Annotated in this window: 10 protein-coding genes and 1 pseudogene; 2 read left to right on the forward strand and 9 right to left on the reverse strand. The window is 58.4% G+C overall.

Annotated elements, in window-relative coordinates; genetic code table 11:
• Positions 1-69 precede the first annotated feature (69 nt).
• From ACSBQV_RS15105 to ACSBQV_RS15130, 6 genes are all read right to left on the reverse strand, one after another.
• Positions 70-1,467, reverse strand: a complete 1,398-nt coding sequence (locus ACSBQV_RS15105; protein ID WP_099785710.1) for a lipopolysaccharide biosynthesis protein — start codon at positions 1,465-1,467, stop codon at positions 70-72.
• Entirely contained in the window at positions 1,464-2,594 is a 1,131-nt protein-coding gene (rffA, locus tag ACSBQV_RS15110; protein ID WP_033651409.1) for a dTDP-4-amino-4,6-dideoxygalactose transaminase, read from the reverse strand. The genes ACSBQV_RS15105 and rffA overlap by 4 nt, the downstream gene beginning before the upstream one ends.
• A 54-nt stretch (positions 2,595-2,648) precedes the next feature.
• The gene (locus ACSBQV_RS15115) at positions 2,649-3,698 is read right to left on the reverse strand and encodes a TDP-N-acetylfucosamine:lipid II N-acetylfucosaminyltransferase (RefSeq protein WP_099785712.1); all 1,050 of its coding nucleotides are present in this window, start codon (positions 3,696-3,698) and stop codon (positions 2,649-2,651) included.
• Positions 3,699-3,773: 75 nt separating this feature from the next.
• Positions 3,774-4,643: a glucose-1-phosphate thymidylyltransferase RfbA gene (gene rfbA / locus ACSBQV_RS15120; RefSeq protein WP_033651411.1), complete on the reverse strand. Its 870-nt coding sequence runs from the start codon at positions 4,641-4,643 to the stop codon at positions 3,774-3,776.
• A gap of 20 nt (positions 4,644-4,663) precedes the next feature.
• A complete protein-coding gene (gene rffG / locus ACSBQV_RS15125) occupies positions 4,664-5,728 on the reverse strand; it encodes a dTDP-glucose 4,6-dehydratase (RefSeq protein WP_033651412.1) in 1,065 nt (354 codons plus the stop codon).
• 641 nt (positions 5,729-6,369) lie between these two features.
• Positions 6,370-7,389 (reverse strand): LacI family DNA-binding transcriptional regulator, encoded by a 1,020-nt coding sequence (locus ACSBQV_RS15130; protein ID WP_143557069.1) that lies wholly within the window; start codon positions 7,387-7,389, stop codon positions 6,370-6,372.
• 284 nt (positions 7,390-7,673) lie between these two features.
• Here ACSBQV_RS15130 and ascF point away from each other — a divergent pair, with 284 nt between their 5' ends.
• Entirely contained in the window at positions 7,674-9,116 is a 1,443-nt protein-coding gene (gene ascF, locus ACSBQV_RS15135; protein ID WP_099785716.1) for a PTS cellobiose/arbutin/salicin transporter subunit IIBC, read from the forward strand.
• Positions 9,117-9,132: 16 nt separating this feature from the next.
• Positions 9,133-10,563 (forward strand): 6-phospho-beta-glucosidase, encoded by a 1,431-nt coding sequence (locus ACSBQV_RS15140; RefSeq protein ID WP_099789758.1) that lies wholly within the window; start codon positions 9,133-9,135, stop codon positions 10,561-10,563.
• A 45-nt stretch (positions 10,564-10,608) separates the two neighbouring features.
• Here ACSBQV_RS15140 and ACSBQV_RS15145 read toward each other — a convergent pair.
• The 3 genes and pseudogenes from ACSBQV_RS15145 to ACSBQV_RS15155 form a co-directional block, all read right to left on the reverse strand.
• Positions 10,609-10,899, reverse strand: a pseudogene (locus ACSBQV_RS15145) (contact-dependent growth inhibition system immunity protein); the annotation flags it as partial.
• A 19-nt stretch (positions 10,900-10,918) separates the two neighbouring features.
• A complete protein-coding gene (locus tag ACSBQV_RS15150) occupies positions 10,919-11,206 on the reverse strand; it encodes a contact-dependent growth inhibition system immunity protein (protein ID WP_089192518.1) in 288 nt (95 codons plus the stop codon).
• A gap of 4 nt (positions 11,207-11,210) precedes the next feature.
• Positions 11,211-12,047 carry an RNase A-like domain-containing protein gene (locus ACSBQV_RS15155; RefSeq protein WP_099784665.1) on the reverse strand — a complete coding sequence of 279 codons (837 nt, stop codon included), beginning with the start codon at positions 12,045-12,047 and terminating at the stop codon, positions 11,211-11,213.
• Positions 12,048-12,138: the final 91 nt, after the last annotated feature.

Raw genomic sequence — 12,138 nt, forward strand, 5'->3', positions numbered from 1 at the left:
CATCGGATAGCGCTGGATGGGGGAAGTCAAAACGGCGGCAACCCGCAACGGGTTGCCTGACCGAAAACGTTATCTTTTGGCGAACGATTTAAGGAACCGCAGGTTCCTCACCAGCACAACGGCCAGCAGGACGCCCCAATAGACAAACAGCTCGTATTTCATTTTCTCGCCCGCCAGTGCGGAAGCCGACGCCCCCGCCAGACACAGGAAAGTGAAGAAATACATTTCAAAACGCGGCATGGTCTTCCAACTGATAATCGAGAACTCCGTTCTCAGGATCAAGAATGCCCAGAAGGCCAAGCAGGTGCTGACCGCCGCGCCACCGGCGCCGAAACGAGGCACCAGCAGTGCGTTGGCCGCCACGTTGATAATCAACGCGATCAAGGAAGCCAGCATGGTGTAACCGGTCTTTCTGCTCAGGCCGATGCCGACCGCCGTCGTTTCCGACAGCGTGAACAGCAAAGGGAAACCCAGGCTCGCAACCAGAATGTATTTCACATTCACGTAGTTAGCGGGCAAGACAAAGTCAACCAGCCAGGAAAATAGCCCCCCCAGACTGAACAGGCAAACCACGGCAATCAGCATGCACTGCGTGACCTTGTTGATCATCTGCTGCTCGCCGCCCTCGTTGGATTCCGCCAGCTTGTAGACCATCGGCGCCCAAACGGTAGAAAATACGCTTTGCAGAATGCTCGCCACGCCGGCGAAGCTGACCGCCACCGAGAAGATAGCCAACTGTTCAAAGCCGGAATAGGCTCGCACGAACATCCGATCGATGGTGGTTAGCCCCCAAAACGCCAGCCCGCCCAAAATCAGCGGATAGCCGAACTTGAGCATCGCTTTCAGTTTGCCGGCGTCCAGCGAACTGCGCAGCGCGGCGATCCAATCCGCCCGGGAAGACCACATCAGCATCAGCGACACCGCGATAAAACCGACGGCGTTCGCCACCACCAGCTGCATCAGCGTATGCTGGGTGAACAGGACATAGCACAGGCCGATAACGATCAGCGTCATCAGCTTGGGCATCAGTTGGCTGAGCGAAAACGCCATCCCCTTCTCCTGCATCCTGAGTATCAGGGACAGAAAACGGTTGATGAACGAAGCCAACAGAATCAGCATGACAAGCCAGCTTATCGCCGTGTCTTTCTGTTCGAACAGCAACGTGGACAAACTGCCGGGGAACAGCAGGAACACGGCGCTGATGATGACGATCATCAGCAAACCGGGGAAAGCAACGTTCTTCAACAGCTGCCCGCGATCGGATTCGCCATGGTATTCCCGAACGTAAGCCTGATCGAGCCCCAAACTGAAAAACAGCACGCAGAAAGACACGGCCACGTTCAGCATGCTGATTCGGCCTACGTCGTCCGCCGAAAACAGCCAGGTGATCACCGGCAGGGTCAACAATCCCAGCGCGGCATTACCGATCGGCCCGATAGCGAACGCCAGGATCTTGCGGGCGTTCACTCAAAGAACCTCACTACGCTTTCAATGACTTTATTCAGATCGGCATCGCTCATTTTGTAGTACAGCGGCAAGCGAACCAGTCTCTCGCTTTCGCGGGTAGTGTAGTTGTCTTCGCCGATGAAGGTGCCGAAGACCTTGCCCGCCGGCGCCGAGTGCAGCGGAATATAATGGAACACCGCCATGACGCCACAGGCCTTCAGGTGAGCGATGAACTGCGTTCTTTGCTCGATATCCTTCAGCTTCACATAGAACATATGCGCATTATGCTCGCAGTCCGCCGGGATGGTCGGCAACGTCAGCAGCCCTTTCTCCGCCAGCGGCGCAAAGCTCGCATAGTACTTGTGCCAGGTCGCCAGGCGGTTATCGTTGATCTCATCAGCCAGTTCCAACTGCCCCCACAGGCAAGCCGACTGCAGTTCACCCGGCAGGAAGCTGCTGCCGAAATCGACCCAGGTATACTTGTCCACCTGGCCGCGCAGGAACTGGCTGCGATCGGTGCCCTTCTCACGCAGAATTTCGGCGCGTTTGATAAAGCGTTCGTCATTGATCACCAACGCGCCGCCTTCACCGCCGCTGGTGTAGTTTTTGGTTTCATGGAAGCTGAAAGCCGCCAGATGGCCTTTAACGCCGACGAAATCGCCTTTGTATTTGCTCATGACGCCCTGCGCGGCATCTTCAACCACCAGCAGGTTATGTTGGTCGGCCAGGCGCATGATCGCATCCATATCGCAGGAGACGCCGGCATAATGCACGGGCACGATGGCTTTGGTTTTATCGGTGATCGCCGCAGCCACCAGCGCTGCATCCATATTCATGGTTTCAGGATGGATATCGACGAATTTGATTTTTGCGCCGCGCAACACGAAGGCGTTGGCGGTGCTGACGAAGGTGTAACTTGGCATGATAACTTCGTCGCCCGGCTGGATATCGACCAGCAGCGCGGCGATCTCCAGCGCGGCGGTGCAAGACGGGGTCAACAGCGCGTGTTTGCACCCCAGCTTGTTTTCAAACCATTGCTGGCACTGTTTGCCGAACGGGCCATCGCCCGACAGTTTCCCATTCTCCAACGCCGCATTGATATATTGAATTTCGTTGCCGGTTACCGGTGGTTTGTTGAACGGTATCATGTTATCCCTTGTTGTCGATTCTGAATGCATGCCGAGGCGGTGAGCCGTGCGGCATCAGGAAGTAAAGACGGCCTTTAACTGCGCGGTCAGGTTCTCAGCGGAGAAATAGGCTTCGATTTTTTGCTCGTTGTCATGCTTTTCCGCCGCGCTCAAGCTGCGTAGCGAAAACGTTTGAAGATCCAATACCTGGATACCCTTTTCCTGAAAGAAATCCCACTGCGTGGTGCCCGGATTCAAGAACACCGTTTTTTTCAGCCCCAGCAGGGAAATGGTGTTGCCCATCGCCTGCTGGCGATGGTGATTGAACACCGCGATATCCACTTTCCCCAGCAGCGCCAGGTAGTGCTGGAAAGGCATAAAGTCGGTCAAGGGGACAAACTTCTCGCCAAAGCGCCGCGTGCCTTCGGCCACCACTTCTGCCGCATAGCGTTTATTGCCGTAGGAGAGCGGCACGACCAGTTCGATATTCTCGTTTTTGTAGGTTTCCAAAACGTCGAATGCGGCAAAATGATTATTGGTCGGATCGGCGGAATTACCCAGCAAAATGGTGGTTTTATCGTCCGCGTCCGCCGCACGTTCGCCGATGACGTTTTTCTTGTATACGTTACTGGTATACAGCAGGCACTCATGCCACCGGCCGGCGCAGCCGTACCACTTTTTAGCCAGCTCGTAATCGCCCTTGATGTAAGTGACAAAGTTGCCCATACGCTTGATGGCCGGGCGGCGGAGCAGCTCCGTCAGGCGCCATTTGAAGTTGCGCTTGCCGATTTGGTATTGGTAGAGATCGCCGCCCCACATGAACCAATAGCATTTCTTTAATACCCAGGGGGTCAACAGCAGCAGCAGCGCCATCTTGATGCCGTGGAAGCTGTGCAGAATCACCCGGTCGTGGCGTTGAATGGCCTTCATCAACTTCAGGGTCGGCTTGACGTTGCCGAACAGATCCGCCCCGAGATAATGAACGTTATCCGCCGGCGGCAAAGCGAAACGCGCCTTATCGCCGTAAACCCAAAAGGTGTGCTCATCGGGATCGAATTTCTCATTCACAAATTCAATGAATGAAGGGATGAATTTATCCAGAGGACAAATATGTACAGTGCTCATATCCGCTCTATATGCAGGTTCGTCCAGCGCCCCGCCGCGCGCCGGATGTTCGGAGCACGACGGGCCGGGCCGGGGTTATTTTTCCGCGATCAGCTGCGACAGATACTGGCCATACAGCGTTTTGCCGAGCAGCTTGGCTTCGGCGGCCAGCTGCTCGCGCGTCAACCAGCCTTTTCGGTAGGCGATCTCTTCCAGACAAGCGACCTTGAAGCCCTGACGCTTCTCAATGGTATGTATAAACTGAGAGGCTTCGATCAGACTGTCGTGCGTGCCGGTATCCAGCCAGGCGAAACCGCGCCCCAGCAGCTCGACGTTTAGCGTGCCGCGCTCCAGATACATCTGGTTGAGAGTGGTGATTTCCAGCTCGCCGCGCGCCGACGGCTTCACCTGCTTGGCCATCTCGACCACGTGATGGTCATAGAAATAAAGCCCGGTGACCGCCCAGTTGGATTTCGGCACGGCCGGTTTTTCTTCCAGCGATAACGCGCGGAAGTTATCGTCGAACTCCACCACGCCGAAACGTTCAGGATCCATCACCTGATAGCCGAAGACCGTCGCCCCTTCGCTGCGCTTCACCACCGACTCCAGCTTGTTGCCGAAGCCCTGGCCGAAGTGAATGTTGTCGCCGAGCACCAGCGCGCAGCTGTCGCCGCCGATGAACGCTTCGCCAATGAGGAAGGCCTGCGCCAGGCCGTCCGGGCTCGGCTGGATTTCATAACTCAGATTGATGCCGAAACGGCTGCCGTCGCCCAGCAAACGCTTGAAGGAGGGCATATCTTCCGGGGTGGAGATGATCAGGATATCCCGGATCCCCGCCAGCATCAGCACGGAGATCGGATAATAGACCATCGGCTTATCGTAAATCGGCAGCAGCTGCTTGGAAACGCCGCGCGTGATGGGATAGAGACGCGTGCCGGAACCGCCCGCTAAAACAATGCCTTTCATACTTCTTCCTTAAAAATCGATTAACGGGTCAAACCCAGACGCTCGCCGGCATAGGAGCCGTCTTTCACCCGGCGCCACCAGGTCTCATTCGCCAGATACCATTCCACGGTTTTGCGAATGCCGCTTTCAAAGGTCTCCTGCGGCTTCCACCCCAACTCCGCATCGATTTTGGCGGCGTCGATCGCATAGCGCATATCGTGCCCTGGGCGGTCGGTGACAAAGGTGATGAGATCCGCATAATGCGCGATGTCGCCCGGTTTGTTCGGCACCATCTCATCCAACAGCGCGCAAATGGTTTGCACCACTTCGATATTTTTGCGCTCGTTGTGGCCGCCGATGTTATAGGTTTCGCCCACCGCGCCTTCAGTGACCACCTTATACAGCGCCCGCGCGTGATCCTCGACGTACAGCCAGTCGCGCACCTGGGCGCCGTTACCGTATACCGGCAGCGGCTTGCCTTCCAACGCGTTCAGGATCGTTAAAGGGATCAGCTTTTCCGGGAAATGGTAAGGACCGTAGTTGTTCGAACAGTTGGTGACGACGGTCGGTAAACCGTAGGTGCGCAACCAGGCGCGCACCAGGTGATCGCTGGCGGCTTTGGAGGCGGAATACGGGCTGCTTGGCGCATACGGCGTGGTTTCGGTAAACAGATCGTCGGTGCCGTGCAGATCGCCATACACCTCGTCGGTGGAGATGTGATGGAAGCGGAACGCCTGCTTGCGCTCGGCGTCCAGGGCGTGCCAATACTGGCGAGCCGCCTCCAGTAAGGTGTAGGTGCCGACGATGTTGGTTTCGATAAAGGCGGCCGGGCCGTCAATAGAACGATCGACGTGGCTTTCGGCGGCCAGGTGCATCACCGCATCGGGCTGGAAGGCGGCGAACACGCGATCCAACGCCTGACGGTCGCAGATATCGACCTGCTCGAAGGTGTAACGATCGCTATCGGCGATCGGCGCCAGGGATTCGAGGTTGCCGGCATAGGTCAGGCTATCCAGCACCAAAATGTGATCAGCGGTATCATTGATAATATGGCGGGCAACGGCCGAGCCAATAAACCCGGCGCCGCCGGTAACGATAATTTTCATAGAATCCTCTAAAATACGCCGTGGTCATTTCATCGCCACATTGTTTTACATGCGCATAAAACGGCTAAAGGCCTTGTCGTGGGTAAACACCCTGCCGACCATCGAATCACAGCATTCCCCAATCCCGCGCGAGCAAGCCCCTAAAACCAACAGAGCTGCATCGCAGCTCTGTTGGTTTTAGGTCGGCACGCAACCGTCGTGTTCGGGTATCGCCGCCGGAAACGCCGGACAGCTACGCTACCGCCCTTGGCTCACAGACGCCAATCTCTGGTGGTCGCTCGGGTATTGCCGCCGGACGGCGACACGCTCAGGCCGTTCATCCGCAGGGCCGCAAGGTTTGCCACTGAAACCGTTCACCGACGCAACGCAGGAAGCCATGCCGTCGCAGAAGACAGCGTGATGCTTTCAATCGCTAAAAGCGGGTGGGAACGGCCAAACTTTCGGGGGATAACATAACGTATAGCGGCCCGAAAGAGCAGTCTTGGGGCGCTCTTTCAGATTATTACTCAGGGTGGTAAGGGGAGCGACTGACGCGCCGTCGCGAAAAGTCATGGCTATGGGGGTGACGGCGCTGCGCCGGGTGATAACGGCTTATACGGCCAACCTACGCCTTCACAAACCACATGGACGCATTGCCGAGTTCAACTTCGCTCGTACGGCCCCGCCGCCACCGACTCGCGCTCGATCAGGCTGGCCGGGAAGCTGGGGCGCTTGCTGAGCTCGCCGCCGTCCAGCATCGACAGCAGGCGGTTGATGGTCTCCTGGATCATCTCGGTGACCGGCATCTTCATGCTCGACAGCGACGGCACGGTATAGGGTGCCAGCGGGATGTCGTCGAAGCCGATGACCGATACCGCCTCCGGCACCGCCACGCCGCGCTCCGCCAGCCGCTTCATCGCGCCGATGGCCATTTCGTCGTTGCCGGCGACGATGGCGCTGAACGGCTGCCCGCCGGCCAGCAGCGCATCGACCGCCGCCACGCCGCTTTGCGCGTGCCATTTTCCTTCGACGATCAACGCCTCGTTAACCGCAATGCCCTGCTGCGCCAGCGCGGATTTGTAGCCGGAGAGCCGCTCCAGCCCGGTGGGGGAATCGAGCGAACCGGTGATAAAGGCGATGTCGCGATGGCCGCGCGCGATCAGGTGCGCCACCGCCGCCGCGCCGGCGGCGTGCTGATCGCTGAAGATGCAGTAGCTGTCGTTCAGCCGCAGCCGCCGGTTGATCACCAGAATCGGCTGGTGGTGTTGGGAGACGATCTCGTCCATTTCCGCGATCGACAGAAAACGCGGATAGATGATCACCCCGTCGCAGCGCAGATCCAGCAAAAACTGAATGGCGGCCCGCTCCTCTTCGGCGGTGTGCTTGCCGTCCGCCAGGATCAGTTGGCGGCCGTTCGCCTCCATGATGCGTGCCGAGTGCGCCATCAGTTCGCTGAAATAGTTGCCGCTGTAGAGGGTGTTGGTGACCACCAGGCCGAGGGTTTGGGTGGTGTTGGTCGCCAGGCTGCGCGCCAGCAGGTTGGGCCGATAGCCGGTTTCCGCGATGGCTTTATCCACCAACGCGCGTTTCTCCTCGCTGACATAGCCGCTGCCGGACAAAACGCGCGACACCGTCGCCTTTGAAACGCCGGCCTTTTTCGCCACCTCGAGTATCGTTGCCATCTGTGCGCCGCCAAAATCCATGGGTTCAGCGCAGTCTACCCAAGACGCCCGGCGTTTGGAACGCTTTCGCGCCCCTGCGCGCCGGTGCGCACTTACCTCTGACGATCCAGATCACGAAAACGAAACGCCAAAAATCATAGTTCTTGCCAACCACAAAACACCAATACATGATTTTGTGAAACCGGTTTCTTGTGGGCGTTTCATACGGATGGAACGACGGATCGCCCAGGCAGTAAATATTCGCCTTTGGGCTATCCGAATTGCTATCTGAGAGACGACACGCCATGCCGAAGAACTACGCAGAGATCTCGCACGCCATCGTGGCCGCCCTGGGCGGCACGGGCAACATCGAGGCCGTGACCCACTGCATGACCCGCCTGAGATTCGTGGTGAAAGACAAAACCCAGATCGACACGCCGGCGCTGAAGGCCATCGACGGCGTGCTGGGCGTGGTGCACAGCGGCGAGCAGTGCCAGGTGATCATCGGCAACGAGGTGGCCAAGGCCTATCAGGCGGTGCTGGCGCTCGGCATGCCGGGCGCGGCGGCCCCCGCCGCCCCGGTGAAACGCCAGCTCACCCTGAAGGGCATCGGCGCCGGCATTCTCGACGCGCTGGTGGGCACCATGTCGCCCCTGATCCCCGCCATCATCGGCGGCTCGATGGTGAAGCTGCTGGCGATGATCCTGGACATGGCCGGGGTATTCGAGAAAGGCTCCTCGACCCTCGTCATCCTCAACGTGATCGGCGACGGCGCGTTCTTCTTCCTGCCGGTGATGGTCGCCGCCTCGGCGGCGCTGAAGTTCAAAACCAACATGTCGCTGGCGATCGCCATCGCCGGGGTGCTGGTGCATCCCAACTTTATCGATCTGATGGCCAAGGCGGCGCAGGGCCAGGCGGTGGAATTCGCCTTCATCCCGGTGACGGCGGTGAAATACACCTACACGGTGATCCCGGCGCTGGTGATGACCTGGATCCTGTCGCACATCGAACGCGGGGTGGATCGCATCACCCCGGCGGTGACCAAGAACTTCCTCAAGCCAATGCTGATCGTGCTGATCGCCGCGCCGATCGCCATTCTGCTTATCGGCCCGCTCGGCATCTGGATCGGTAGCGGCATTTCGGCGCTGGTCTACACCGTGCACGGCTACCTGGGCTGGCTTTCCGTGGCCATCATGGGGGCGATTTGGCCGCTGCTGGTGATCACCGGCATGCACCGGGTGTTCACCCCGACCATCATCCAGACCATCGCCGAGACCGGCAAAGAGGGCATGGTGATGCCTTCGGAGATCGGCGCCAACCTGTCGCTGGGCGGCGCTTCGCTGGCGGTGGCGCTGAAAACCAAGAACCGCGAGCTGCGCCAGACCGCGCTGGCCGCCGCCGCCTCAGCCATCGTGGCGGGGATTTCCGAACCGGCGCTGTACGGCGTGGCGGTGCGCCTGAAACGGCCGCTGGTCGCCAGCCTGATCAGCGGCTTTGTCTGCGGCGCGGTCGCCGGCATCGGCGGGCTGGCCAGCCATTCGATGGCCTCGCCCGGGCTGTTCACCAGCGTGCAGTTCTTCGATCCGGCCAACCCGATGAGCATCGTGTGGGTGGTAGCGGTGATGGCGCTCTCGGTGGTGCTGTCGTTCGCGCTCACGCTGATGCTGGGCTTCGAGGATCTGCCGGAAAACGCCGCCGCGCCCGGCCAAACCGCACCGGCGGCGAACGCCGCCAGCGCAACGCATTGAGATACCAGAGGATTGCATGTCCGATTCAACATTCCCTAAAGGATTTTTATGGGGCGGCGCTTTAGCCGCCAACCAGGCGGAAGGCGGCTATCGCGAGGGCGGCAAAGGGCTGACAACCGTCGATATGATCCCGCACGGCCCGCACCGCATGGCGGTCAAACTCGGGCAGGAGAAGCGCTTTAGCCTGCGCGACGACGAGTTTTACCCCAGCCACGACGCCATCGATTTCTACCACCGCTACCGCGACGACATCGCGCTGATGGCGGAGATGGGCTTTACCGTGTTCCGCACCTCCATCGCCTGGAGCCGGATTTACCCCAACGGCGACGAGCTGACGCCCAACGCAGAAGGCATCGCCTTCTACCGCAGCCTGTTCGAAGAGTGCCGCCAATACGGCATCGAGCCGCTGGTGACCCTGTGCCACTTCGACGTGCCGATGCACCTGGTGACCGAATACGGCTCCTGGCGCAACCGCAAGATGGTGGAGTTCTTCACTCGCTACGCCCGCACCTGCTTCGAAGCCTTCGACGGGCTGGTGAAATACTGGCTGACCTTCAACGAGATCAACATCCTGCTGCACAGCCCGTTCTCCGGCGCGGGGCTGGTGTTTGAAGCGGACGAAAACCCCGAACAGGTGAAATACCAGGCCGCGCACCACGAACTGGTGGCCAGCGCGCTGGCGACGCGCATCGCCCATGAAGTGAACCCCGCCAACCAGGTGGGCTGCATGCTGGCCGGCGGCAACTTCTACCCGTGGTCCAGCAAGCCGGAAGACGTGTGGGCCGCGCTGGAGAAAGACCGCGAGAACCTGTTCTTTATCGACGTGCAGGCGCGCGGCGCTTACCCCTCCTACGCCGCCCGCGTCTTCCGCGAGAAAGGCGTCAGCATCGTCATGGCGCCGGAAGACACCGACATCCTGAAGCACACCGTCGACTTCGTCTCCTTCAGCTACTACGCCTCGCGCTGCGCCTCCGCCGACATGAACGACAACAACAGCAGCGCCGCCAACGTGGTGAAATCGCTGGCGAACCCGCACCTGCCGCGCAGCGACTGGGGCTGGGGCATCGATCCGCTGGGGCTGCGCATCACCATGAACATGATGTACGACCGCTACCAAAAGCCGCTGTTCCTGGTGGAAAACGGCCTGGGCGCACACGACGAGTTCAATGCAGCAGGCGAGATTGAGGACGACTACCGCATCAGCTACCTGCGCGAACACATCCGCGCCATGGCCGACGCCATCGCCGACGGCGTGCCGGTGCTGGGTTACACCACCTGGGGCTGCATCGACCTGGTGGCCGCCTCGACCGGCGAAATGAGCAAGCGCTACGGCTTTGTCTACGTCGACCGCGACGACCAGGGCAACGGCACCCTCGCCCGCACCCGCAAGAAATCGTTCTGGTGGTATAAGAAAGTGATCGCCAGCAATGGGGGGGATTTGGGGTAGGTTTGGGCGGTGGGGTTAGGAGGGTTGACGGTGGGGTTGGGGGGCTTAAATTCGTTTAAGCTGCTCCAGCTTTTGCTCTGTTTTTCGTTGCAATATGGTAAAGAACGCTACCGCGGTAGTTCCCCAGCTTTCCGGCACAAACTCATCTGAAAAATGCTCCATCATGCCTTCGTCCATACGCCCTGCATAAGTAGCCTGAAACTCTTTAGTCTCCTCGAGGATATTGCGGATGACCTGACTGCCGTTTTGCACAAGGAAGCCGTCAATCACACCCTCGGCCGTTTCGGCATCAGTAAACAGATCATAATCCTGACCGAAGTAAATACTGAATAAGCTACTGAGCTCGTGATGGTGCTCAAAGCGCTTTCACTGCAGCGCTTCTGGCCTGTTGCAGGAATGCAGAAACCGTGGTTCCCCATAGCTCCGGGCTGAAGGTAAAACCGAAACGTTGGCTGAATAATGACTCCACATTATCCTGCGCCAATAACGCATCTATCTCCTCGAGCAACGCCTCGCGCTGCTGATGAGTCGCCAGACGAATGTACTCTGCAATCAGCGCAGTAATATCGCCCTCTGCATTTATCAGGTCATAATCTTGACCAAAATAAACGACGATCAGGTTATCAAGTTCGCTGGTTTTCATCGGCTTATCTCGCAGGGAAAGCGCTAAGGATAAAGTAAGGTTTGCCATTATAGCGGGTAAATTCAATCACAACGCCAACCCGGTGACATTGATAGACGTCAGTACTGCCGCGTAATACCCCATAACCCACTGATTCTGTGAAATTGTGATACACACTCAAACGGCTGCCGGGAGACGCGTACTTTACCCAATTCATAATATCTGCGCGGTTCGCCTTTACCGTAACAGAAACATATTTTTCGGCCTCTTTTACCGATCTGAAGGTGCTTGCTGCAATCAGTTTCGGGCGCCTGGCTAGCCTGGCAATAAGTGCTTCCGGAGCTCTGTTAATATGCCGAGCCAATGTGTGCCCGCCCGGATATTTACCGCTAACGGACTCATGCTCAACCAGCTCAACCAGCTTAACCCGCCCCATACGCACGGATGCGACTCTGGCAGCGCCAACCGCTCCGGCAAAGACAAAAGGCACGGCAATATCGACCGTTAAACCAACGTTATAGGCCGTTTCCCGATCGGCACCCAATGTTTGCGCCAATAAAACGGCAGACTGATAAGTATCGGTAGTTGTTGGATGCCCGGTAATCATCTGATTGGAAGCGGCCTTGATGCTGTCCAGGCTATGCGTTCCCACCACCACACACCCAACTTTGGTGATAAACGTCGGATCCGGCGCATAGCACAACACCCCCGCCCCCATCAGCTCAAGGACACCACCGGCAAGCCCCAAACCGCCAAGCAGACGGTTACTGAGCGTTTCACCTTCAGTGACGCTTTCATCAGACAGCACCGCCGCAAGCTGCACCGGCGACAAGGCAATACGCAACTCATCTTCATTCGCCATGTTCGTTCATCCGTGAATGAGCAAAGCCGTATGATTAACATAAGCTCTAGAAAGGATAAATACTGGAACGGTTAACACTTCGTAGCGCGAA

Origin of the sequence: Serratia sp. B501, assembly GCF_051172315.1 — a bacterium.
Lineage (GTDB): Bacteria > Pseudomonadota > Gammaproteobacteria > Enterobacterales > Enterobacteriaceae > Serratia > Serratia ureilytica.